At 41.3% G+C, this 22,627-nt stretch carries 26 protein-coding genes; 3 read left to right on the top strand and 23 right to left on the bottom strand.

The genetic code is table 11. The features are described 5' to 3' along the window. Positions 1–858, bottom strand: a complete 858-nt coding sequence (locus tag G3567_RS12265; protein ID WP_164005611.1) for a mechanosensitive ion channel family protein — start codon at positions 856–858, stop codon at positions 1–3. A 146-nt stretch (positions 859–1,004) separates the two neighbouring features. Between G3567_RS12265 and G3567_RS12260 the strand changes: the two genes are divergently transcribed. Beyond that, positions 1,005–1,667, top strand: a complete 663-nt coding sequence (locus tag G3567_RS12260; RefSeq protein ID WP_164005610.1) for a ferredoxin reductase domain-containing protein — start codon at positions 1,005–1,007, stop codon at positions 1,665–1,667. Between the two features lie 76 nt (positions 1,668–1,743). After that, positions 1,744–2,586 carry a sterol desaturase family protein gene (locus G3567_RS12255; protein WP_164005609.1) on the top strand — a complete coding sequence of 281 codons (843 nt, stop codon included), beginning with the start codon at positions 1,744–1,746 and terminating at the stop codon, positions 2,584–2,586. 137 nt (positions 2,587–2,723) lie between these two features. On the opposite strand, the gene G3567_RS12250 is transcribed toward G3567_RS12255, so the two are convergent. The 6 genes from G3567_RS12250 to G3567_RS12225 all read right to left on the bottom strand — a co-directional run bounded on the left by G3567_RS12250 (position 2,724) and on the right by G3567_RS12225 (position 8,447). Beyond that, entirely contained in the window at positions 2,724–4,823 is a 2,100-nt protein-coding gene (locus G3567_RS12250; protein WP_164005608.1) for an alpha-ketoacid dehydrogenase subunit alpha/beta, read from the bottom strand. A gap of 17 nt (positions 4,824–4,840) precedes the next feature. Next, complete coding sequence (locus G3567_RS12245) at positions 4,841–5,212, bottom strand: four helix bundle protein (protein ID WP_235923591.1); 372 nt, start codon at positions 5,210–5,212, stop codon at positions 4,841–4,843. Between the two features lie 105 nt (positions 5,213–5,317). Beyond that, entirely contained in the window at positions 5,318–6,634 is a 1,317-nt protein-coding gene (locus G3567_RS12240; protein WP_164005606.1) for a dihydrolipoamide acetyltransferase family protein, read from the bottom strand. A gap of 232 nt (positions 6,635–6,866) precedes the next feature. Beyond that, complete coding sequence (locus G3567_RS12235) at positions 6,867–7,469, bottom strand: acyltransferase (RefSeq protein WP_164005605.1); 603 nt, start codon at positions 7,467–7,469, stop codon at positions 6,867–6,869. Positions 7,470–7,480: 11 nt separating this feature from the next. Then, entirely contained in the window at positions 7,481–7,639 is a 159-nt protein-coding gene (locus tag G3567_RS13595) for a four helix bundle protein (protein ID WP_164005604.1), read from the bottom strand. Between the two features lie 52 nt (positions 7,640–7,691). Continuing rightward, on the bottom strand, positions 7,692–8,447 hold the full coding sequence (locus tag G3567_RS12225) for an enoyl-CoA hydratase/isomerase family protein (RefSeq protein ID WP_164005603.1): 756 nt from the start codon (positions 8,445–8,447) through the stop codon (positions 7,692–7,694). Positions 8,448–8,575: 128 nt separating this feature from the next. Between G3567_RS12225 and G3567_RS12220 the strand changes: the two genes are divergently transcribed. Further along, positions 8,576–9,391: a hypothetical protein gene (locus G3567_RS12220; RefSeq protein WP_164005602.1), complete on the top strand. Its 816-nt coding sequence runs from the start codon at positions 8,576–8,578 to the stop codon at positions 9,389–9,391. 13 nt (positions 9,392–9,404) lie between these two features. Here the strand turns inward: G3567_RS12220 and paaZ are convergent, their stop codons facing one another. The 16 genes from paaZ to G3567_RS12140 form a co-directional block, all read right to left on the bottom strand. Beyond that, positions 9,405–11,915: a phenylacetic acid degradation bifunctional protein PaaZ gene (gene paaZ / locus G3567_RS12215; protein WP_164005601.1), complete on the bottom strand. Its 2,511-nt coding sequence runs from the start codon at positions 11,913–11,915 to the stop codon at positions 9,405–9,407. Between the two features lie 16 nt (positions 11,916–11,931). Continuing rightward, entirely contained in the window at positions 11,932–12,264 is a 333-nt protein-coding gene (locus tag G3567_RS12210) for a type II toxin-antitoxin system PemK/MazF family toxin (protein WP_164005600.1), read from the bottom strand. Continuing rightward, positions 12,261–12,506 carry a CopG family transcriptional regulator gene (locus G3567_RS12205; RefSeq protein ID WP_164005599.1) on the bottom strand — a complete coding sequence of 82 codons (246 nt, stop codon included), beginning with the start codon at positions 12,504–12,506 and terminating at the stop codon, positions 12,261–12,263. The genes G3567_RS12210 and G3567_RS12205 overlap by 4 nt, the downstream gene beginning before the upstream one ends. A 144-nt stretch (positions 12,507–12,650) precedes the next feature. Then, positions 12,651–13,853 (bottom strand): acetyl-CoA C-acyltransferase, encoded by a 1,203-nt coding sequence (locus tag G3567_RS12200; RefSeq protein WP_164005598.1) that lies wholly within the window; start codon positions 13,851–13,853, stop codon positions 12,651–12,653. Between the two features lie 129 nt (positions 13,854–13,982). Further along, positions 13,983–14,399, bottom strand: a complete 417-nt coding sequence (locus G3567_RS12195; protein ID WP_164005597.1) for a PaaI family thioesterase — start codon at positions 14,397–14,399, stop codon at positions 13,983–13,985. A gap of 86 nt (positions 14,400–14,485) precedes the next feature. Then, complete coding sequence (locus G3567_RS12190; RefSeq protein ID WP_317164181.1) at positions 14,486–14,800, bottom strand: four helix bundle protein; 315 nt, start codon at positions 14,798–14,800, stop codon at positions 14,486–14,488. Positions 14,801–14,838: 38 nt separating this feature from the next. Further along, entirely contained in the window at positions 14,839–16,011 is a 1,173-nt protein-coding gene (locus G3567_RS12185; protein ID WP_164005596.1) for a 3-hydroxyacyl-CoA dehydrogenase NAD-binding domain-containing protein, read from the bottom strand. 38 nt (positions 16,012–16,049) lie between these two features. Continuing rightward, positions 16,050–16,322 carry a four helix bundle protein gene (locus tag G3567_RS12180; RefSeq protein WP_164005595.1) on the bottom strand — a complete coding sequence of 91 codons (273 nt, stop codon included), beginning with the start codon at positions 16,320–16,322 and terminating at the stop codon, positions 16,050–16,052. Between the two features lie 80 nt (positions 16,323–16,402). Further along, the gene (locus G3567_RS12175) at positions 16,403–17,185 is read right to left on the bottom strand and encodes an enoyl-CoA hydratase-related protein (protein ID WP_164005594.1); all 783 of its coding nucleotides are present in this window, start codon (positions 17,183–17,185) and stop codon (positions 16,403–16,405) included. Positions 17,186–17,197: 12 nt separating this feature from the next. Next, entirely contained in the window at positions 17,198–17,485 is a 288-nt protein-coding gene (locus G3567_RS12170; protein ID WP_164005593.1) for a hypothetical protein, read from the bottom strand. Then, positions 17,473–17,973 carry a 1,2-phenylacetyl-CoA epoxidase subunit PaaD gene (gene paaD, locus G3567_RS12165; protein WP_164005592.1) on the bottom strand — a complete coding sequence of 167 codons (501 nt, stop codon included), beginning with the start codon at positions 17,971–17,973 and terminating at the stop codon, positions 17,473–17,475. Before paaD ends, G3567_RS12170 begins: the two co-directional genes overlap by 13 nt. Before the next feature lie 126 nt (positions 17,974–18,099). Continuing rightward, positions 18,100–18,855 carry a 1,2-phenylacetyl-CoA epoxidase subunit PaaC gene (paaC, locus tag G3567_RS12160; RefSeq protein WP_164005591.1) on the bottom strand — a complete coding sequence of 252 codons (756 nt, stop codon included), beginning with the start codon at positions 18,853–18,855 and terminating at the stop codon, positions 18,100–18,102. A gap of 38 nt (positions 18,856–18,893) precedes the next feature. Next, positions 18,894–19,178: a 1,2-phenylacetyl-CoA epoxidase subunit PaaB gene (gene paaB, locus G3567_RS12155; RefSeq protein ID WP_164005590.1), complete on the bottom strand. Its 285-nt coding sequence runs from the start codon at positions 19,176–19,178 to the stop codon at positions 18,894–18,896. A 102-nt stretch (positions 19,179–19,280) separates the two neighbouring features. Then, positions 19,281–20,258 (bottom strand): 1,2-phenylacetyl-CoA epoxidase subunit PaaA, encoded by a 978-nt coding sequence (gene paaA, locus G3567_RS12150; RefSeq protein WP_164005589.1) that lies wholly within the window; start codon positions 20,256–20,258, stop codon positions 19,281–19,283. Between the two features lie 83 nt (positions 20,259–20,341). Next, entirely contained in the window at positions 20,342–21,415 is a 1,074-nt protein-coding gene (locus G3567_RS12145; protein ID WP_164005588.1) for a 2Fe-2S iron-sulfur cluster-binding protein, read from the bottom strand. Between the two features lie 238 nt (positions 21,416–21,653). Next, positions 21,654–22,613, bottom strand: a complete 960-nt coding sequence (locus G3567_RS12140; RefSeq protein WP_164005587.1) for a Fic family protein — start codon at positions 22,611–22,613, stop codon at positions 21,654–21,656. Between the last annotated feature and the right edge of the window lie 14 nt (positions 22,614–22,627).

Below are 22,627 nucleotides of genomic sequence, written 5' to 3'. Positions count from 1 at the left end.
CTAATCTTTTCGTTCAGGCAAAGCCTCAGAAGGTTTATACTCTCCCCCCTGATAAACAATTCTTCTTGGAATAGGGGTTTCAATGCCATGGGCATCTAAAGCTTTTTTAACAGCTTCCAGTTGTTCCCAAAACGTTGGCCAGTAGTGTATAGATTCTACCCAGCTTCTTGCTGTCACACGAATTTCTGATTCACCAATTTCTTCCAGCCAGACATCGGGTTCAGGCTCTTTTTCTACAATGGGATGTGCTTTCATGGCCTCCAGAATAATGGGGCGAATCGTTTCCATTTTGATATCAAACGCAAATTTGAGACTCAAATCTACTCTTCGCAAGGGATTCATGGTCCTGTTATCCACATCACTATTGGCAACATTACCATTGGGCATGGTAATAATTCTGCCGTCGAAGGTTTCAATTCTTGTATACAGAATATCAATATTGATAACATAACCCGTACTGGAATTCACGCTGATTAAATCTCCTACTTTAAAGGGTTTAAAAACCAAAATCAAAACTCCCCCGGCGAAGTTTGCCAGACTTCCTTGTAAAGCCAGACCTATGGCAATACCGGCAGCCCCGAAAATAGCCAGGAAAGAGGTAGCTTTTATCCCTAAAATAGATCCGATAAGGGTAAACAGCAAACCGTATAAAACAAAAATCGCAAGGCTTTCTACAAATGTTTTTAAGGATAATTCGACATTGGATTTTCTCATTGCAGCTTTTAAGATCTTCATAATCATCTTGATGATGATAATCCCAAATACAAGTGCTACTGTTGAATAAATTAATTCGGGCCCGATTGAGACAAGGATTTCTTTTAAATAGGTTTTTACTGTCTCAATAAATGAATTATCCATAGTCAAAATTAATTTTGGAATAAGGTAATTATTATAACTCACATTCTGAAGATTTTACCAAACAGATTCATTGTGTTAAAATAAACGGTCTTATTTCTTAATACTCATAGATAAAGCCTATACCTTTTTTAATTTCAAAAGAAAAAATGAACACGCTAAAGATTAAGTCCATTAAAAAAGTAACTCATGATGTTTTGCAAATCAGAACCAATAAGCCCTCAGGCTTAGAATTTAAACCCGGGCAGGCCACTGAACTTTTCCTTAATAAAGAAGGCTGGAAAGAAGAGGGAAGGCCCTTTACCTTCACCAGTCTTCCTGAAGATAAGGATCTTGAATTTGTCATCAAAACCTACCCCGATCACGATGGCGTTACTGAACAGTTACTGGACCTTGAAGAAGGAGATGAACTGCTTCAGAATGAAGTTTTCGGTAACATTTACTTTAGAGGGGAAGGAACCTTCATCGCCGGAGGTGCGGGATTAACACCTATGCTTTCCATCATCAGGGACCGGTATAAGCATGGAAAAAATGAAAACAACAAACTCATCTTTTCCAATAAAACCAAAAAAGATATCATTTTAAAAGAAGAACTCGAAAACATGTTGGGCGATCAGTTTATAAATATTCTTTCTCAGGAAGATACAGATGAATATCCACATGGTCATATCGATAAAGACTTCTTGAAAGACCATGTCCTCAAGCTGGATCAGAAGTTTTACGTTTGCGGTCCACCACCCATGATAGAAAGCGTTGTCGAAGATCTTAAAGGTATAGGTATCGATGGTGACAATATTGTTCTTGAAGATTAATAAAGTGAATTCGTTGAAAAAACAAATCTGAATTATATAAAGATTTCATTATTTTTGGAATCAAAATATATCATGTATGGTTGATTTCCTTTCTTTTTTTGAAGAAATGCCAATCTGGATGAAGCTGGCCTGGGTTGTTGGTGTCCTGGCTTTTTTCTGGATACTGGAAGGCTATTACAGGCTGACGGTGATGACGTATAAAAAAATACGGCATGCCGGGGTCAACTTCATTTTTTTACTTTTTACCATGCTTATCAACGTTGGGTTTGGAGTGCTTACCTTAGGTGTGTTTTTTTGGATCGAAACCAATCAGTTTGGCCTTTTGCACCTCATCGACTTACCTCCTGTTGCAGAACTGCTCTTAGCGATTTTGGCGTTAGACCTTATCGCTCAATATGGGGTTCACTATTTTTTACATAAAGTCAAGTGGATGTGGCGCCTGCATATCGTTCACCACAGTGATTCCAAAGTAGATGTTACCACAGGAACAAGACATCATCCCCTGGATTTTACCATCAGAGAAACCGTTGCTCTGCTGACTGTATTGATTATGGGAATGCCGATTGCTTATTATTTATTCTATAGAATATTGAGTGTGTTCTTTACCTATTTTACACATGCCAATATTAATTTAGGAGCCTTAGACAAAGTCCTAAGTTATGCAGTTGTAACTCCTAAAATGCATAAATTTCATCACCACCACGAAATGCCATGGACAGATACCAACTTTGGAAACATGCTTTCTATCTGGGACAGACTCTTTGGTACCTTCGTATATACCGATCACACCAAAATCAAATATGGCTTAGATATCGCAGATGAGGTTAGGGATGAAGATATTTTCTACCAGCTAAAGATTCCTTTTGACAGGAGTGTCAAACAAAATCCTGAAACAGAATTATATTCAAACCCGGAATGATTCTTCGCCACCTCGCGTGAGGTATGCGAGTGGAAATCCCGCAGCCCCCAAAGCTTTGGGGGGGGGGGGAGGAATTGAAACGGGCAGACCGACGCTCCCCAAAGCCATCGGAATTGGGGAGGGGCACGCCCCAATTATTAATAATTCAGTAAGGATTGAATTTTCACTTTTACTTTTTCGGTATTTGGAATCATGGTTTCTTCCAAAATGGAATTCAGCGGAATAGCGGGCATATTTTCGGATCCGATGGTCATTACAGGAGCATCGAGGTACTGGAAACACTCCTCTTGAATTTTGCCGCTCAGCGCCCTGGCAAAGGTATTGTCTGAAGGTTCCTCGGTGACCACTAAACATTTTTTACACTTTTTAACCGATTTCATAATGGTTTCCTCGTCCAGAGGATGAAGCGTTCTCAGGTCTACGATTTCAATTCGATCCTGCAGACCAAGTTCCTGCGAGGCATTCATCGCCCAGTGCACACCCATGCCGTAAGTGATGATACTGAGGGTTTCCTCGTCATCCTGCGGCCATATTTCCTGTAAAACCCAGGCTTTGCCCAGGGGAAGCATGTAATTCTCTGCCGGCTCGACGCTGGTTGCGCCTTTGGTTCCAGGCACCTTACTCCAGTACAGTCCCTTGTGCTCAAAGATCACCACCGGATTGGGATCATAATAGGCTGCTTTCATCAGTCCTTTAAGGTCTGCCCCATTACTCGGGTATACGATCTTGAGTCCGCGAATGTTAGTGACCACACTTTCAACAGAAGACGAATGGTATGGGCCGCCGCTTCCATAGGCCCCAATCGGCACGCGTAAAACCATGGAGACCGGCCATTTTCCATTAGATAAATAGCAGCTTCGGCTCACTTCGGTAAACAGTTGATTCAATCCCGGCCAGATGTAATCTGCAAACTGAACCTCCACAATAGGCCTGAGACCCACTGCAGACATGCCCACCGTTGACCCTACGATAAAGGCTTCCTGTATAGGTGTATTGAACACCCGATGGTCACCAAATTTCTGAGCCAGGGTGGCGGCTTCTCTAAACACACCTCCCAGCCTGCCCCCCACATCCTGTCCATAAAGCAGACATTCCTTGTGTTTCGCCATCAACTCTTCGATGGCAAATAGAGCACAATCCACCATCACCACTTTTTCAGCTCCTTCCGGAGAGCGTTCGCCCTGCTCCTCCGTAATGGGCGTGGGAGCAAAATCATGGGTGAATAAATCCTCTGGCCCGGGGTCTTCAGCCTGCAAAGCTTCCTGGTATTCTTTTTCCACCACTGCCTGAGCAGCTTTTTCGATAGCCTGAAGCTCGTCTGCAGTGAATTCGTTATCCAGAAGCTGCTGTTTTAATTTGGGATACGGGTCTCTGGTTCTGGATTCTTCAAGATCGTCTCTGTAAAACTCCATTCGAACGCCGGAGGTATGGTGATTGAGTAATGGACACCGGGCATGCACCAAAAAAGGTCGTCTTTCTTTCCTTACTGTATCCAAAACCTTTTCAAATGCTGTATACGATTCTTCAAAATCTGTCCCGTCAATGCTTATTGCTTCCAGACCGTGAAACCCTTTGGCATAGTCGAAGGCATTCTGCGCCCGGGTTTCTTCTGCATTGGCAGAAATGTCCCAGCCATTGTCCTGTACCACATAAATAATGGGAAGCTGTTTAAGCGCTGCCATCTGAAAGGCTTCTGCAATCTCACCTTCGGTAACGGAAGCGTCGCCAAGGGAGCATACAACAACCGGATTCTCGCGGAGGCGGTAATCTTTCTCTTTTGCATCTGGGTTTAAAAACCTGTAGCGTTCATTTTCGTCGAACAGATTATCGCTTTCGCGGTAATTCATCCCTAATGCCGCCCCCGTGGCAGGAATGGCCTGCATCCCTGTGGCAGAACTTTGGTGCGGAATTTTGGGTTTGTCGTCATCCCTAAGACTGGGATGAGAATAATAGGTTCGCCCTGCAGAAAAGGGATCGTCCTTTTTAGCCAAAAGCTGAAGCATCAAATCTTTGGGCTGCATACCAATGGCCAGTAAAATCGAATCATCTCTATAATAGGGATACACATAATCCTGAGGCAGAAGCTGCATGCCTACAGCGGTTTGAATGACTTCATGCCCGCGAGAGGTAGCGTGTACATATTTGGAAACCACCTTAAAATTTTCTTCGTAGAGTTCTGTCATTGCTTTGGCAGTGACTAAATTTTGAAAGGCTTTTTTGAATATGTTTTTGTTCATTGCTCTTTTTTTTAGAATCAGGAATCACGACGTTTTGAATCAAGACTTAGCGATTTTTGCTTCAAAATTTTAAATTTCTGATTCCAGCTCGTCATTAAAGTTTGAAATTTTACTCTGTAATGCTTGTATTTTTCTTCAAGTACTAAAAAATTCTTTTCAGAAATAAATTTTTGAGGGTAACATACCATCAGTTGAGTCACCCATTCATAAGCAGAACCTAAACTGTCTCCTAAAACCTTAGTGAAATGTTTATTGGTCCGCTTACTAGGTCCTTCTGAAATATTTGATGCTATTGAAACAGAGCAACGGTTCATTTGGATGCGTAATCCAAATTTTTCGTAATCTGGAAGTGTTGCAGTTAATAGATAGTTTTGGTCAACTAGCTTCATAGCTTCCTGCCAGATTATTAGTTTTTTAAAATTATGCCGCCTCATCTAGGTTTGTTTAATCGTGTTTCAAAAGGTCCTGTTTCAAAATGTCTTTCCAATTAAAAATTAATCCTCCAAATAATCCGCAATTCTTCTTAAAAAACTTCCCGCCAAATAGCCATCGACAATCCGGTGATCAAAGGAAAGTGACAAATACATCATCTGCCTGATTTCTATTTGATCCCCGTCATCATATTCGATAACCTCAGCTCTTTTCTTTATGATCCCCGTAGCTAATATGGCTGCCTCCGGCTGGTTGATAATGGGTGTTCCCATCAAACTCCCGAAAGTTCCCACATTGGAGATGGTAAACGTACTTCCCCGCGTATCATCACTGGTCAGTTTGTTATCCCTTGCTTTTACCACCAAGGCATTGACTTCTTTGGCTAAGGTTTTCAGATCTTTTTGATCGGAATTCTTAACCACAGGGACAATCAGGTTACCACTTGGCAAGGCAGTTGCCATTCCAATATTAATATCCTCCTTTACAATGATGTTATTCCCATCCAGTGAGGAATTAATCATCGGAAAATCCTGAATGGCCTTTGTGACTGCTTGAATAAAAAGCGGGGTAAAGGTGAGTTTCTCACCGGTTTCTTCCTGGAATTTAGCCTTGTTTTTATTTCTCCAGTTGACCAGTTTAGTCATATCTGCTTCTACATAAGCCGTGACATGTGGCGAAGTGTGTTTGGAAAACACCATATGATCGGCAATCATCTGTCGCATCCTGTCCATCTCCACAAGCTTGCCTTTTCCTTTGTCAAATTTCAAATCAGGTACCTGAAAACCTGAGGATGGCTCGGATACGGGCTGCGCAAACTGAGCCGGCCTTCCGTCTTCCAAGTATTTATAGATGTCAGACTTTTTTAATCGGTCATCGGCTCCGGAAGCCGGAACCCTGGCCAGTTCTTCATAGCTGATGTGGTAATCTCTGGCGATTTTTTCAACCAAAGGGGAATAAAACTGATTCCCTCTTGTCCCTGGTTTCCACTCCGCATTGGTGGTCTGAGCCTGAGCTTTTGTTTTTTGCTTCCGTGGCGCTTTGGGTGCCTGGCGCTCAGTCTGTTTCTCTGATGTATTTGCTTTGCTTTCTTTCTCTACTGAAGGTGATTCTGCTTGACCTGAGGATTCCAGAATCGCAATAACTTCACCTATTTTGACCACTTCCTTGGCTTCAAACCTGATTTCAACAAGCCGACCCGAACATGGTGCAGGTACTTCGTTATCGACCTTATCCGTTCCCACCTCCACGAGGATATCACCTTCCTGAAAACTACCCCCTTCATTAATCATCCAGTTCAAAATGGTGCCTTCTGTAATGCTTTCTCCCATTTTGGGAAGCTTGAATTCTAGTGTTTCTGAGGTCTTATTATTGTTATTCATATTTTATATTTTCTCGCTACCTATCCCAAAATCGTAAATAATACTGAGGTTTTAGGTTCTTCTCTTTTCTAATTTCACGCCAATTCGCTAAGTTTTTCTGTATTCTAACGACTCACATCTCAGCTCATCTAAATATTATTGATCTGACACAAAGTTAGCACAGTACATTCTATTGTCTTTTCTCTATTTTCTAACTTCTCATCACTTCACACTAACCTCTCCTCACTACATTCTATTCATTACCATGCTTAAACTCATTCAATGTCTTGTAAAAATCTTCCTGTTCTGGTCTATGTTCAGGACGTTCCCGAAGCGGCTCTACGGCTTCCAAACTGTCATGACAATCGGCAGGCAATTGCTGATATAATCGAGTTCCAGCTGTTTTCCAGGCGATCATCTCATCGGACACCTCTTTTATAATTTTAGCGGGGTTTCCTATCACCAAACTTCGTCTGGGGATTTTGGTTTCCGCTTTGACGAAAGTCATCGCCCCAACAATACATTCATCACCAATTTCAGCATCATCCATGATTACGGAATTCATTCCGATCAGGCAATTTTCACCTAAGTTGGCTCCATGAATGATAGCGCCGTGCCCCACATGAGCTCCTGTTTTTAAAACAATCGACTTCCCGGGGAACATATGAACAGTACAGTTCTCCTGAACATTCACACCGTCCTCCAGTATAATCTCACCCCAGTCTCCCCGAATGGCTGCCCCCGGTCCTATATAACAGTCTTTACCGATAATCACATTTCCGGTGACCGCTGCCTGCGGATGCACAAAACTGGATTCGTGAATGACGGGGATGTGGTTTTTGAATTTGTAGATCATATTGAGGAAAATTAATAAGTAAAAATGGTATCAGACGAAAAGACATATTGGTTTGATAGACCATAAATTTCAGTTTTAGAGAATTTCTCTGTAATACTATATGTTTCACTTACTAAACTTCTAGCCTCTTGCCAAATCGTCAATTTCCTAAAATTATGCTTTAATGCCATCAGTTATCTTTTTGTCCTTTCTTCAATTAGTCATATCTACTTCATCTTTGTATTAATCCTTAAACCTCTTCAGCTTCTCTTTCGTAAACGAACTCAACACCAGCTTGCCGCTTATTTTAGCACGTTCTATCAACAGCTCATCCCAGTCTTCGGTTCCTCTCCAAAACATCTGTTTCATATGCTTTACCGCTTCAGGGTTATATTCACATAGATTTTTAGCGAATTCTGAAACAGCTATATCCAGGGCTTCAGTGGTCTCATAAACGTTTGCAAACAAACCTTTATCCCTGGCCCATTCAGCCGAATAAAAGGTGTTGGCATCTATCGCGATCTGTGACATACCGCTCACACCCAGTTTTCGCTCCACAGCCGGGCCCACTACAAACGGGCCTATGCCTAAATTGAGTTCACTCAGCTTGATGGAAGCGAATTTGGTGGCCATGCAATAATCCATTGAAGACGCGAGGCCTACACCGCCGCCAACGGTTTTTCCTTGCACACGACCAATAATGAATTTTGGGCATTTACGCATGGCGTTAATGACATTGGCAAACCCACTGAAGAATTGCTCTCCGGTTTTTTCGTCTTCAATAGAAATCAATTCTTTAAAGCTGGCACCGGCACAGAAGGTACGGTCTCCTCCTGACTTCACTATAATCACAAGGACATCATCGTCTTGTCCGACTTCAGTTATCGTTTCTGCCAACTCGGCCAGAATATCACTGGGCAATGAATTGTGCGCTGGATGAAAGAATTCTACCGTTGCTATCCTGTCCTGAATATCTTTTTTAACGTAAGGTTTTGTCATAATTTAGTGTATTTCTCAATCGATTTCGAATGTTCTTCAAAACTAATGATTGTTAGTATGATAAGCAATTACAATAGTTTAAATTTAGTAGTTTTGGAATAAATAACTAATCAGCTTAATTTTTTAAAATGAAAATCATCCCTGTCCTATGTGCCTTATTTTTTCTTTTAACGGCTTCCCTTTACTCCCAAGAATATGACGAAACTTATATAATTGCTAGAGGATGCAGAAATGTTGAGGGAAACATGGAATTAATGAATTGTTTTTCAAAACAAGTATCCAATTTATTTAATCGCAGTAAAAATAAAAGATTAATCAGTGAACTAAATCCAGGAATAAACAAATTCAATCTGACTTTTGAAGTTCAGTATGATAAAACTATCGAATTAACTCACTTGAACTCCCTCAATCCTTCACTAAAAAAAGAATTTGAGAGAACACTTAATAAAATGAAAATTTTGGAGCCTGCGATGCAGAAAGGTGAGGCCATTACAGTGGCACTCCATGTACCAATTACCATTGGCACAAAAGCAACTGGAGTTTATGGTTACCATAAGATGAGTCAGATAACCGATAAAAATGATTATCCAGGCGACGAAAAAATCTTTCCCAGAATTGACATAAGCTGTATAAATGAAGAGGGTAAAAAAGATTTTAAACGTTCCAGCGACTATTTACTGAACTTCCTTTTCAATACTATAAATCCTGACCAGATTGATTCACTTTTGAAACCAGGAATGAACTTATTTGAAATTAAAATCAATTATAATCAAAACGATGAGTTGACTAAAATTACATCTCTTTCCAGTAATGAAAAATTAAATACCATTTTTGAAGAAAATATCGCTAAAGTTTTTCAAGAATCCGAATTTTTAAGCCCTAGAAAAGACGATATAGCCTATGCAGGTGAACTAATGTTTTATGTGTTCTACATGAAAAATTAGTCAGTTTTCTTTTCTAAATCAATCCAAACTGTTCAAAATGATGATTGAAATGTTTTCGATTTAATAGTTTCCATTCAAAAGCGGTCAGCTTTCCAAAGACAGCATTTTTAGTAATGGCGTCTGGATGCTCTCTGAAGAACACTACAAACGCATCATAGGCTTCCAGTAGGGCTTTTTTAGCCTCATCGAGATTGTCATGCTTCAAATCCTCTAGCCCTTCTTTTTTCATCAAAGGCATTTTATAACCTCGAGGCATCTTTTCGTAATTGTACAAAGTTTCCTGTACCTTTTCGATATACTCTTCTGGTGTCGCAACTTCAAAATCTGAAATTTCACCAGTAGCTATTTTTAAAGTCATTTCCAAATGCTCCAGCATATGCTGTGGAGTCATTAGCCCCCATTGAGGCTGATATTCTTCTGAAAGTGCTTTTAGCTTGCTTTCAACAAAATCTCTATCTATGTCATGAAAGGTAGTCTGCTTCTTCTGGACCATTGTGAGAATGGTAGCGATGGCGACCAGTTTATCGTCTTCTTCGACGGCTTCCGTATCGAAGACCTCCACATACCATTTCACAATCCCGCTCGGGAGTTCTTTTCCTTTTTGATCTCTGTCCACCTTTTCTTTACAAGTCAGTCGCACATGAATCGTATCGTTATGATACAGCGGTCTCAAAAACCGAATCTCTTCCAGGCCATAATTGGCTGCAACGGGACCTTTATTAGGGTACACAAATAATCCAGCTGCTGCCGAAATAATAAAATAACCGTGAGCGGTTCGCTGCTCAAAAATGCTGCCTTCTAAGGACGTAATATCAGTGTGTGCATAAAAATGATCCCAGGTGAGGTTTCCAAAATTGATGATATCGGTATCGGTCAAGGTTCGGTTATGGGTTTTTAAGGACATCCCTGGCTGAATATCTTCCCAGTGATAAGCAAACGGATGCTTTTCAGTTTCTTTATAATCGGCTTTGGGCTGATAAATCCCTGTGATTTCGGTTAAGGTCGTCGGACTTCCCTGGATGGCACATCGCTGCATAAAGTGTTTGATACCGCGTTTTCCTCCCATTTCTTCTCCACCACCAGCCCGTCCTGGCCCCCCATGGACCAGATTTGGTAATGGCGAACCGTGTCCAGTACTTTGTTTAGCAGACTCCCGGTTAATCGACATGATCCTTCCATGGTGAGACGCTGCTTTAATGGTATAATCACGCGCTGTAGCATCATCATTGGTAAAAATGGAACTTACCAGAGACCCCTTTCCTTTTTTGGAAAGCTGAATCGCTTCCTCTAAGGTTGTATATGGCATTAATGTACTTACAGGGCCAAAGGCTTCAGTCACATGAGCCGCTTCATTTTTGAACGGGTAGTCTTCACGCATCAAAATCGGTTTGATAAATGCGCCTTTTTCGAAGTCAGCATTGAGGGTTTCTGCAGCATTAAAGTCGCCATAGACTATTTCTGCTGTTTTTGAAATTTCACCAATTGCTTTTTTAACAGCTTCCACCTGTTTTCTATCGATTAGACTTCCCATGCGTACCTCCTTAAGTCTAGGATCGCCGAGTGTGACTTTATCCAAAGCTTTACCCAGTGCAATCTGAACATCTTCAATTAAAGACTCAGGAACAATTGCACGACGAATAGCCGTACATTTCTGACCGCACTTTACCGTCATTTCATTTCGCACCTCACGAATGAACAAATCAAATTCTGGTGTTCCAGGAACGGCGTCCTCTCCCAGAATTGAAGCATTCAACGAGTCGGCTTCCATCGTAAAAGGAACGGATTCCTCAAGCAGTCTCGGGTGACTTTTCAATAGTCGCCCTGTGGTTGCTGAACCCGTAAAAGTCACTATGTCCTGAGATTCAACATGGTTTAGAATAGTTTTCTCGGTTCCTGAAATCAGCTGCAGAGCGCCTTCCGGCAAAATTCCGGAAGCGATGATTTCTCTCACCACTGCCTCGGTTAAATAAGCAGATTGTGGTGCTGGCAAAACTAAAGCAGGAACTCCCGCCATCCAGTTGACCGCACATTTCTCCAGCATTCCCCACACTGGAAAATTAAAAGCATTGATATGCACGGCCACTCCTTCTTTTGGCACCAGAATATGATGAGCCATAAAGCGTCCGCCATGCGACAAATCGATAGGATCTCCTTCCACATCAAAAGGCTGATTGGGAAACAATTTTCTCAACGAAGCATTGGCAAACAAATTTCCGAAACCCCCATCGATATCAAACCAGGAATCCCGCTTGGTAGCTCCCGTGCGGTAACTCAGTTCATAGAAGGCTCTTTTTTTCTTTTGAAGGTAAAAGGCTAAGGATTTAAGCATATTTCCGCGTTCCTGGAAAGTCATTTTCCGCAGAGTATCTCCCTTTTCACGACCATAGGCAAGAACTTCAGGAATATTGAACCCGTCTACATTTATAGAAGTGAAATGTTCTCCGGTAATGGAATCGTAAATCGGCTGATCTTCACCTTTTCCCTGAGTCCATTGGCCTTGAATATAACTTTGTGTGGTTTGCATATTTAGTATTTTATAATCAATATTTAATGATTTTTTCAAGATTTTCGATTACCACGCCCATTTCAGAAACATTAAAATGACCTAGCTTTTTCTTGAACCTTTCTTTAGAAATAGATCTTACATGTACGGACATTACCTCAGATTTTCTTTTCAATCCGTTACGCCCGTTTGGATCTACAATAAGATTGCCATGATAATTCTTAAGTTTGGAGGTTAAAGGACAAACTATCACGGTATTCAAATGTTTATTAGCCAAATTTCCAGAAATAACTACCGCAGGGCGCCGTCCACTTTGTTCACTCTCGAGAGTAGGATCAATAAAAACCTCCCAAATTTCTCCTTTTTTCATTCTTTATCAAATTCCTTTAATAGCTCTAAATATTCAGCCATGCCTTCTTCAGCCATCGCAATCATATCTGGATCATTAGCCATCCTTTTGTAGGATTTTTCATAAGCTGCCCTATCGAGTTGCTCCAAATAAACATTCAATGCTCTTTCTATAATTTTATTTTTAGGCATTTTCAAATTAGAAGAAGCTTTAGCTAGCTTATCTAACAAATCATCTGGTAGTGAAGATGTAAATGTCGTCATGATTATAGTTTTATCGAATATAATTATTATTTATATATCATATTTATAAAACATAAATACAAAAAACTAATTTAACTCACATTCTCAATCACAGTCCGCATCCCGAATCGCAAATGCTCTCGGGACTTCGATTACTCCTCATACTTAGACGCTTTCAATCACAGCAGCGTAACCCTGTCCAACACCAACACACATGGTAATTAAAGCATATTTTTTATTGGTTAGCTGAAGCTGAAGTGCTGCCGTATGTGCTAGCCGGGTTCCGGTTACACCCAGCGGGTGACCAATCGCAATCGCACCGCCATTCGGATTTATTCGCGGGTCATCATCTTTCAATCCCCAGGCCCTGATACAGGCTAAAGATTGAGCTGCAAAAGCTTCATTCAGCTCGATGATATCCATATCTTCCATTTTTAGACCTGCTTTTGCCAAAGCTTTATTGGAAGCTTCCACTGGTCCGATACCCATAATTCTTGGTTCTACACCCACAACAGCAGAACTTAAAATCCTCGCCATGGGCTTCAACTTATACGCATCAATGGACTTTTGTGAGGCTACAATGGTAGCTGCTGCGCCATCGTTTAGTCCTGAGGAATTCCCGGCAGTTACGCTTCCCTCCTTCCTAAAGGCTGGTCTCAGTTTACCTAAGACATCCAGTTTGGTTTGAGGTTTTACAAACTCATCCTGGGCAAAAACCAGATCCTCCTGCTTGCGTCTTGGAATATGTACAGCGATAATTTCTTTAGACAGGCGTCCATTTTCCTGAGCCTTACTGGCTTTCATTTGCGAGTGATAGGCGAATGCATCCTGATCTTCACGCGAAATTTTATGAATGTCGACCAGGTTTTCTGCCGTCACCCCCATGCCGTCGGTGCCGTACATCTCATCCATTTTGGGGTTTATAAATCGCCATCCGAAACTCGTATCGTACATTTTGGCATCATTCCCGTAAGCCGAAGAGGGTTTCGCAATCGCATAAGGTCCACGTGTCATGTGCTCAACTCCACCAGCGATGAACAAATCGCCGTCCACTGCCTTTATCGCTCGGTTGGCGTGAATGATTGCAGAAAGTCCGCTGCTGCATAATCGATTCACGGTTTCGCCAGGTACCGAATGGGGCATTCCTGCCAAAAGCGAGCACATTCTGGCTACGTTTCGGTTGTCTTCCCCGGCCTGATTGGCGCAGCCCAGGATCACATCGTCAAAGGCTTCTTTGGGTATGGAAGGATTTCTGTTCAGTAGTTCTTTGATAACCAGAGCTCCCAAATCATCTGCTCTCACAGGCGAAAGCGTACCTTTGTAGTTACCAATCGGTGTTCGTATCCCGTCAATTATATAGGCGTCCATATGTCGTTTTTTGTTATTTATCTTGGGCGTTTACAGGCTTTTTGTTTCAAGTCCTCCTCCCCAAAGTATTGGGGACTGCGGGCTTTCCACTACAATCCTTAACGCAAATTCGTTTTCAATTTATAAAATTTAATTATCATTTAGTTCCCATGCTTTAGAAGTCCTAAACACTACACCCTTAAAAAGGGCAACAATTTCTTCTTCATTTTTTACTTCTACATAATGGAAACCCAGTCTGTTTTTGGTGACCTCAACCTTGGATTCTGCGGTTATGTAATCATCAACATGTAAGGCTTCGATATGATTGATGGAGGTTTCTATCGAAACCGCATATTTACCAAAGGTATTAGCCGCAAAGCCAAAAGCGGTGTCTGCCAAAGCATAGGTGATGCCGCCATGCGCCTTTTGCATGGAATTGAGCATCTCCGGGCGTATCTTCAAGCCCACTTTGCATCTCCCTAAACTCACCTCCAGGATTTCAATTCCCAGCCAGGTACTGAAGGGGTCTTGGGAGAGCATCTTTTTAGGTATTAGGTTGTAGCACATAGAGTGTAAGTTTTAGGTCATTTATTTGTTTCTTATTCTTTTAGAAATTGAAGCACCTAAGCTGCTAATCATTTTAGCCAACTCAACTAAGTATTCTCGATTTGCTTCATTAATCTCTTGACTAATGTAGTTTCTTTGAAAAGCTTTTGTACTGCAAGACACATATTCTTGTAAGCTATGATAAGCATTTCAAGATAATTATTAAACGGTTTATCTGTTCCAGCTGAACCTTCCGTGATATTTAAAGCTATCGAATCACTGGCTCTTCTAAATTGGGAAGTCAATCCAAATTGTTTTTCTTTTGGGAAACATTTTGTTTGTTGATGTACAGCTTCACCAAATTCCATCGCTTTTTGATAGACTTTTAAATCCTCAAATTTAAAATGATACTTAGACTTCATGTTTATATTACTATTTCCTAGAACCTAATTCCTACCACCTAAAACCTATCCCCTTTTTCTTTCATCTTCCTCAACAAAGGACTACATCGGTACCTGTCTTCTCTATAGATATCATAAAGATGATCAAGTCGTTCAACGCACCAAGTTATTCCCTTTTCATTGGCCCAAGTCAAAAGCCCTTTGGGATAATTCACCCCTTTGGTCATCGCCAGATCAATGTCTTTGGCTGTGGCAATGTTTAAGAATAAAGCATCTGCTGCCTCATTGATAAGCATAACCAATACACGATCAAAAATCTTCTGCCCCATTTCCCGGTCTTTTACAGGAGCTGCTTTTTGAGCATCTTCGCTATAATTGTAAAATCCCCTTCCGGACTTTCGTCCCAGGTAACCTGCTTCCGCAAAGCGTTTCTGAGTGAAAGAAGGTTTGTATCGCGGATCGAAGTAAAAGGCTTTAAAAACGGTTTCGGTCACGGTATAATTGACATCGTTTCCAATGAAATCCATCAACTGAAAAGGTCCCATTTTAAAACCTCCAAATGCTTTCATAGCCCAGTCAATCGTTGCAAAACCTGCTTCACCTTCGGGCACCCCGGCATAGCGTTCTTCGTAAATCCTAAGCGCTTCTCCATAAAACGGTCGGGCAACGCGATTCACGATAAACCCTGGTGTATCTTGAGCTTTTACGGGGACTTTTTTCCAGTCCTGAATCGTTGAAAATACTTTATCAAAAACCTCCTGAGACGTTTGTACTGCAGGTACAATTTCTACCAAGGGCATCAGTGGAGCCGGATTAAAAAAATGAACTCCAATACAGCGCTCTGGATGTGCCAGAACCGAAGCGATAGAAGCAATAGATAAGGACGACGTATTAGTGGCGATGATAGCCTCTTTGCTCTGGTAACTTTCCAACTCCTTAAACACCTTCTGCTTGATCTCCAGATGTTCAATAATCGCTTCGATGGTCAAGTCAGCTTTAGCAAGGGATTTTAAAGTATCCTCATATGAAATATTGGACTGAATCCTGGTTTTTTCAGCTTCATCCATACGGCCTTTTTCAATCAACCGGTTGAGAATTTTTTCCAGAGCCTGTTTAGCCTGCTCCAAAACTTCTCGTTTGGTATCGTAAAGCTGGACCTGGCAACCCGCCGTCGCTGCTACCTGTGCAATGCCGCTCCCCATGGTTCCGCTTCCTATAATTGCTACTTTCATATTGTGATTTACGATTTATTAGATTAAGGATTGTTGATTTATTTTAATTTGATATTGAGTTTTGCAGTAGAAGTTTTTATATTAATCATACTTTCTCGTAATTCCTTTAAATAAATTTTCATTTTGTGCAAAAAATATCGTGTTGACTCAGCGCTTCTTGCTTCACCATAATTCAAGGTAGAAGAACTAGCTGACCTTATTAACTGTTTGGTCAGATAATCTCCTTCAAAATTATTCTCGACGGTTTTACAAAATAAAATAGCATGGATTGAAGATTGGATCAGTCTATCTTCTAATTCAACTGGTTTCATATTTCAAAGATTTATATTTAACTTGATTACGGAGTGTTAAAAACTCAGCAATTTTCAATCTTGATTCTCAAATCGTTACTCTATTTTCCTTTAAACTTCGCCTCTCTCTTCTCCATAAACGCAGCAACACCTTCTTCGTAATCCTCGGTAGAGGCGGCGGCGATTTGGTATTCAGATTCAAGAGTGAGTTGATCTTCAAGTGAATTATTGAAAGACTTGTTCAGTGCTTTTTTAGTATAGGCCAAAGCTTTGGTTGGCATTTTGGCGAGTCTTTCAGCCAGCTGCTCTACTTCTTCCTGAAACGATTCCGGAGAGTAATATTTGTAAATCATCCCCATGCGTTCTGCTTCCACCGCATCCACTTTATCCCCAAGCATAGCTAAAGCAGAGGCTCTTTGAAAACCGATAAGTCTGGGCAGGAAGAAAGTTCCAGCCGAATCGGGTATGAGTCCGATTTTGGAAAAAGCCTGAATAAAACTGGCCTGTTCGCTGGCAACAACGATATCGCAAGCCAGAGCGATGTTGGCTCCTGCACCTGCGGCAACACCATTGACAGCGGCGATGACCGGTTTTTCAATATTTCGAATTCTAGTAATGATGGGATTGTAATGATCCTCTAAGATTTGCTTAAAGCCCGGATGTTGCTCCGGATCTGTAATTTCCTGAATATCCTGACCCGCACAAAAAGCTTTTCCTTCACCAGTTAAAACGATGGCTCTTACCTCTTCATTTCGGATGCAATCATCGATGTTCTTTTGCAAAGCAAATGCCATTTCCCGGTTAAAACTGTTGAATTTATTGGGTCTATTAAACCTGATGTAAGCAACTTGATTTTGAACTGTGAGTAATATACTGGAATCCATAGATTTATATTATTAGTGATTTTTAAGCTGAAAAGTTACGAAATTAGGTTGTAAAACCTGTTTGAAATGAGGTTGACTCAGCTTTGATTCACTGAAGTCAGCTTTATCGAAACTTCTGAAAAGCGAAAACCTGGAGTAAGCCTCGGTTAGGGATTGAGGCATGAGTAGGGGCTTTTTTTCCGCTGCCATAGCATGCGAAAGAAAGCGACTGCCGAAAGCCTGCCTGCGTTCCTTGGAAAGGCAGGCCTGACACCCCAAGGCTTTGGGGAGTAACCGCCAAAGCAAACTTAGATAAGACATTTAAAATAATCGAAGGTTTCTTCGCAGTCCTCGCATTTGAACATCGCCTTGCAGGCCGTGGAAGCAAACTGACTTACGAGTCTTGTATTTTTGGATTCACATTGCGGACAAGGAATGACCCGCTTGTTACCGAGCAGGGCGTCTTTGTCTGACGTCGCATCCATGGGTGGAGCAATGCCGTAGTCTTTGAGGGCTTTTTTGCCTTCATCGGTCATCCAGTCTGTCGTCCATGCAGGAGATAAAATGAGTTTTACCTCTGGGATATAGCCGTGTTTTGAGAGCTCGGTTTTGATATCGTCGCCGATGACATCCATAGCCGGACAGCCGCTGTAAGTAGGGGTAATTTCAACTTTAACCTCTTTATTGGGCAGTACTTTTGCAGAACGGACAACGCCTAAATCGATAATAGACAACACAGGAATCTCAGGATCGGGAACCGACTTCAGAATCTCATGTAACTCAGTATCTATGTCTACGTCCTGCGTCATAAGTTAGGTATTGGTTGTTGGTTTTTTTTTGTTGATAGTTATTGGTAATCCAATTATTCCAGGGCTCTTTCTTTGGTATCAAATATTGAACTTCTGATATCTGCTATCTAATTTCTCATCTCTACGCTACCACTTCATATCCGGGTAAGTCCGTTGCATATACTGCATGTCTGATAAAATATAGCCCATGTATTCTGTATGAATTCCATGCTTACCACCCTTTTGGAAATACTTTGTCTCAGGAACATCAAGCGTCGCTTCCTGGAGCAGAGCGGTGATGACCGCGTAATACTCGTCTTTGAAACTTGTAGTGTCCACACCGTATCCGGCTTCGGCGACGACTTTGTCATTTTCGGTCATATGAAATAGCTCGTCGGTATATGCCCATAAATCATTAACCGCTTTCTGAGCTTTTTGCTTGCTTTCTTCCGTTCCATCGCCCAGCCTTTTTAGCCAGTCTCCCGAAAAACGTTTGTGATAAGAAACTTCCTTCAAGCTCTTTTTAGCAATCGCCTGAAAATTTATGTTTTTGGAGTTTTCCAGGGCTTTCAAAAACATGAAATGGAAAACATCAAAGAAATATTGTCTCACAATGATATACGCAAAGTCTGTGTTGGGCTGTTCTACCAAAAGTACATTTTTGTATTCACGCTCTGTTCTTAAAAAAGCAACGTCATCTTCGGTGATAGCTTTGGGGGAAAGTTCGGCTACGTACTGGAAGTAACTTCGGGTCTGACCAAGTAAATCCAGGGCCATATTAGTCATGGCAATATCGGTCTCCAGGGTGGGTCCGTGTCCACAGAGTTCTGAAATTCGCTGACCTAAAATCAGGGAATTATCGGCTATGCCGTAGATATACTGAATTAAATTTTCGTTTGTCATGTACTTAAATCTTTAAATTAGAGCAGCCTGTCCAGTTACTACATATGTTCGATATCATCCGGTAACTCGTAGAATGTGGGATGGCGATAAGCTTTGTCGGCTGCAGGCTCAAACATTTCTCCATTATCATCCGGATTGGATGCTTTTATATTTTTGGATTCCACCACCCAGATGCTCACACCTTCACTGCGTCTGGTGTAAACATCCCGTGCATTTTTAAGAGCCATATCGGCATCTGGAGCGTGTAAACTCCCAAAATGGCGGTGCTCTAATCCATTTTTACTTCTTACGAAAACTTCCCAAAGTGGCCAGTTTTTTTTCATTGTGTTTGTTTTAATAGTCGTGAGTCGTGAGTCAAAATTATTATCTTTTCTCTTTTATCCCTTCTCTTGTGATCTCAATACACCCTACTCTTTGCTTTGTACTTAAACTGCTTCCTTAACTTCTTTATCCGCTTGCTTATCGGCATAAGCAAGGGCTGCATCTCTCACCCATTCTCCTTCGTCCCAGGCATTTTTTCTGGCTGAAATACGTTCTTTATTACACATCCCGTGTCCTTTGACAACCTGCCAGAACTCTTCCCAGTCGATTTCTCCAAAGTCATAATGACCGGTTTCAGTATTGTATTGCAAATCTTCGTCTGGCACCTTAAGTCCTAGAATATCGGCCTGAGGGACAGTCTGATCTATAAACTGCTGACGCAATTCATCGTTGGTTTTTCGTTTTAATTTCCATTTCATGGACTGTTCTGTATGCGTAGATTCATCATCGGTAGGACCAAGCATCATCAAAGCGGGCCACCACCAACGGTCCAGTGCATCCTGAGCCATATCTTTTTGCTCCTGAGTGCCGTTGCAAAGCGTCATCATGATTTCATAACCCTGTCTTTGGTGGAAACTTTCTTCCTTACACACCCTTACCATGGCTCTGGCATAGGGTCCAAAAGAAGTACTGCACAGCGGCACCTGATTTATAATTGCTGCCCCGTCCACTAACCAGCCAATGGCTCCAATATCTGCCCAGGTTAAGGTTGGATAATTGAAAATACTTGAATATTTAGCTTTCCCAGAATGCAGCTGGTCGTAAAGCTCCTCTCTGGAAATCCCCAAAGTTTCACAGGCAGAGTAAAGATATAAGCCATGTCCGGCCTCGTCCTGAACTTTCGCCAGAAGCGCTACCTTTCTTCTTAAGGAAGGCGCTCTGCTAATCCAGTTTCCTTCCGGCAGCATACCTACAATTTCGGAATGCGCGTGCTGAGAAATTTGTCGAATATGTGTCTTCCTGTATTTTTCAGGCATCCAGTCTTTAGGCTCGATTTTCTCATCACGAGCGATTTTAGCTTCAAAAATGTCCTCTAAGCTTTTCATCTGTTCTTTATCCTGCATAGTGTCTTGATTCTTCATAGCTTTTGTTATTTCAAATTATCTTTACTCCTTTCTCTTTTTCCTATATGCTTTTTACTTAGTACTCACTACTAGGCACTCCTTTAAACGTCAAAATCTACGGTCACCTTATCTGTAGTAGGTACAGCCTGACAACTCAGAACCAGATTTTTAGCAACTTCGTGTTTTTCCAAAGCGTAATTCACTTTCATTTCTACATGTCCTTCCATGACTCGGCATTTACAGGTACTGCAAACTCCTCCTTTACAGGCGAAAGGCAAATCTGCTCCGGCAGCTAAGGCTGCATCCAGTATATTATCATAGGCTTTGGTCATCGCAAAGTGAAACTCCTTCCCTCCATCCAAAATAGTGATTTGAGTCCCGTCTTTTCGTTTGGCCAGAGCTGCATCAGTTCGTTGTTTGTCCGCTTCTGAAAGTCCGGAAACAAACAGCTCAAAATGAATTCTATCCGCTTCAAGTCCAAGGCGCGTCAGCTCGTCACGAATCATAAAAATCATCTGCTCGGGTCCGCAAACAAAAACATCGCTGACTTCATCAATATCAAAAACAGAGTTGGACAGAGCCTGAATTTTTTCAGGAGTAAATCTTCCGTTCAACAATTCAATATCACGTTGCTCCCGGGTTAAAAAATAGAAAATTTCGAATCTTCCAAAGTAGCGATTTCTAATCTGCTCTATTTCCTCCTTGAAGATAATGGATTTAGCGTTCTTATTCAAGTAAAAGAGCTTACAATTTGAATTGGGCTCCTTGGCCAGATGGGTTTTTATCATGGATAAGATAGGCGTGATTCCGCTTCCTGCAGCAAAAAACAGGTAGGTTTGATCTGTATCCTGCTGTACATCTACTCCAAAATCACCGCTTGGCGGCATCACTTCCAGAATGTCATTGGCTTTCAATTCCTGATTCACATAGGTTGAAAATTTCCCCTCATATATTTGCTTGACTGCCACTTTCCATTCATCATCAACCGGGCTGGAACACAGCGAATACGACCTTCTCACGTCTTCACCGTTGATATCTTTTTTTAAAGTCAAATGCTGACCCTGATGATACTGAAAATCAGATTTTAAATCTTCGGGGATATGTAAATTAATGACAGAGCAATCCTCTGTTTCTTTATAAACATCCTTGACCTTAATCGGAAAAAAACTCGGCATGAATTATCGGTTTAACAACAAAACTAACGATTGTTAGTTTTAGTTTAAAAAAATTGATGTTAAATTTAATATTATTTAAGGGAATATAAGCAACATATCTCCCTATGCATTTCAAGTCCGCCCCCAAAGCTTTGGGGGTAACGGGCTTTCCATTTCTATCGGGCCTAGTTTTAGCTCATGCGATGTGAGTCAGTAAGCTCAAAAATTAAGACTACAACTCAAGAGAAAACTAAATACTCTACAATACCCGTTTTCGCTCACGATTCTTGATATACTCAAAAACAGCTGCTTTGGTGGTGAGCCAGTTTCTACCTTCTTTGTATGCATCTATTTTTCCTTGCCTTGCCAACAAACTAATGTATTCCTGACCATAGGGTAATTTTTCTTCTTCCACCAAACTTGAAATTTCCATAAAGCCCATACCATTGTCTGGAAGAGAACCAGTATAAATGTTCATGGTGCGCTCTAAGGCCTGGGCCATCAACAAACTAAGTTTAAAATAGTTTCCTTTGTTGGCTGCATTTAAGGCGGTATAATATTTTTGGCGATCTGTGCTTAAAACAATAGCAGGCGTAAACCCCACTTTAAGCAAGAGCAAATTCATGACTAACCTGACTGTACGGCCGTTCCCCTCAAAAAAAGGGTGTATCCAAACAAACTTATGATGGAAAACTGTTGCCAGCTCAATAGCGTTGAGCTGTAAAGGATTTTCTACAACAAACTCAATAAGCTCGTCCAGCAAATCTGGGACTTTACGCGCATTGGGAGGAATAAAATTTGCACCGGAAATGCGAACACCCCCTGTACGTAATCTTCCTGCATAATCTTCTTCAATACTCCTGAGCACATACCTATGCAAGTCTAAAATATCACTGGCGTTAGGCTGGTAATTCTGATTGCTTAAAGTATACAAATGGTTTAAAGCCAATTCGTGATTCTTGACTTCAAAATGCTCACGAAGTGACTTGCCCTTAATGGTAATCCCTTCATGTAAAACCAATTGAGTCTCTTGCAAAGTAAGTGTATTGCCTTCTATGCTATTAGAATTATAAGTCCATTCTACAGATAATGCGTCCTGAATTTTTTGCAAAGCGATTTGTGGAAGCGGTCTGGCTTCATGCAACAATGCCTTTTTTTCGTAGAGCCGATCAAAGGTTGGTTGTAATTTTTCTCGATATGTTAAATCTATATTCCACACACCCTAATATATTC

This window comes from Psychroflexus aurantiacus, assembly GCF_010820555.1.
In the GTDB taxonomy this organism is placed as follows: Bacteria; Bacteroidota; Bacteroidia; order Flavobacteriales; family Flavobacteriaceae; genus Psychroflexus; species Psychroflexus aurantiacus.
The sequence above is the reverse complement of the archived record's forward strand: the minus strand, read 5'-3'. Positions and strand labels throughout refer to the sequence as shown.

Coding starts and splice junctions, on each gene's coding strand:
- G3567_RS12250 (WP_164005608.1), bottom strand. CDS start 4,823: ATGAACAAAAACATATTCAAAAAAGCCTTTCAAAATTTAGTCACTGCC.
- paaC (WP_164005591.1), bottom strand. CDS start 18,855: ATGACAAACGAAAATTTAATTCAGTATATCTACGGCATAGCCGATAAT.
- G3567_RS12245 (WP_235923591.1), bottom strand. CDS start 5,212: ATGAAGCTAGTTGACCAAAACTATCTATTAACTGCAACACTTCCAGAT.
- G3567_RS12145 (WP_164005588.1), bottom strand. CDS start 21,415: ATGCCGAGTTTTTTTCCGATTAAGGTCAAGGATGTTTATAAAGAAACA.
- G3567_RS12190 (WP_317164181.1), bottom strand. CDS start 14,800: ATGAAGTCTAAGTATCATTTTAAATTTGAGGATTTAAAAGTCTATCAA.
- G3567_RS12195 (WP_164005597.1), bottom strand. CDS start 14,399: ATGTGCTACAACCTAATACCTAAAAAGATGCTCTCCCAAGACCCCTTC.
- paaB (WP_164005590.1), bottom strand. CDS start 19,178: ATGAAAAAAAACTGGCCACTTTGGGAAGTTTTCGTAAGAAGTAAAAAT.
- G3567_RS12255 (WP_164005609.1), top strand. CDS start 1,744: ATGGTTGATTTCCTTTCTTTTTTTGAAGAAATGCCAATCTGGATGAAG.
- G3567_RS12235 (WP_164005605.1), bottom strand. CDS start 7,469: ATGATCTACAAATTCAAAAACCACATCCCCGTCATTCACGAATCCAGT.
- G3567_RS12220 (WP_164005602.1), top strand. CDS start 8,576: ATGAAAATCATCCCTGTCCTATGTGCCTTATTTTTTCTTTTAACGGCT.
- G3567_RS12210 (WP_164005600.1), bottom strand. CDS start 12,264: ATGAAAAAAGGAGAAATTTGGGAGGTTTTTATTGATCCTACTCTCGAG.
- paaZ (WP_164005601.1), bottom strand. CDS start 11,915: ATGCAAACCACACAAAGTTATATTCAAGGCCAATGGACTCAGGGAAAA.
- G3567_RS12175 (WP_164005594.1), bottom strand. CDS start 17,185: ATGGATTCCAGTATATTACTCACAGTTCAAAATCAAGTTGCTTACATC.
- G3567_RS12265 (WP_164005611.1), bottom strand. CDS start 858: ATGGATAATTCATTTATTGAGACAGTAAAAACCTATTTAAAAGAAATC.
- G3567_RS12240 (WP_164005606.1), bottom strand. CDS start 6,634: ATGAATAACAATAATAAGACCTCAGAAACACTAGAATTCAAGCTTCCC.
- paaA (WP_164005589.1), bottom strand. CDS start 20,258: ATGAAGAATCAAGACACTATGCAGGATAAAGAACAGATGAAAAGCTTA.
- G3567_RS12170 (WP_164005593.1), bottom strand. CDS start 17,485: ATGTCTTATCTAAGTTTGCTTTGGCGGTTACTCCCCAAAGCCTTGGGG.
- G3567_RS13595 (WP_164005604.1), bottom strand. CDS start 7,639: ATGGCATTAAAGCATAATTTTAGGAAATTGACGATTTGGCAAGAGGCT.
- G3567_RS12180 (WP_164005595.1), bottom strand. CDS start 16,322: ATGAAACCAGTTGAATTAGAAGATAGACTGATCCAATCTTCAATCCAT.
- G3567_RS12185 (WP_164005596.1), bottom strand. CDS start 16,011: ATGAAAGTAGCAATTATAGGAAGCGGAACCATGGGGAGCGGCATTGCA.
- G3567_RS12225 (WP_164005603.1), bottom strand. CDS start 8,447: ATGACAAAACCTTACGTTAAAAAAGATATTCAGGACAGGATAGCAACG.
- G3567_RS12205 (WP_164005599.1), bottom strand. CDS start 12,506: ATGACGACATTTACATCTTCACTACCAGATGATTTGTTAGATAAGCTA.
- paaD (WP_164005592.1), bottom strand. CDS start 17,973: ATGACGCAGGACGTAGACATAGATACTGAGTTACATGAGATTCTGAAG.
- G3567_RS12200 (WP_164005598.1), bottom strand. CDS start 13,853: ATGGACGCCTATATAATTGACGGGATACGAACACCGATTGGTAACTAC.
- G3567_RS12260 (WP_164005610.1), top strand. CDS start 1,005: ATGAACACGCTAAAGATTAAGTCCATTAAAAAAGTAACTCATGATGTT.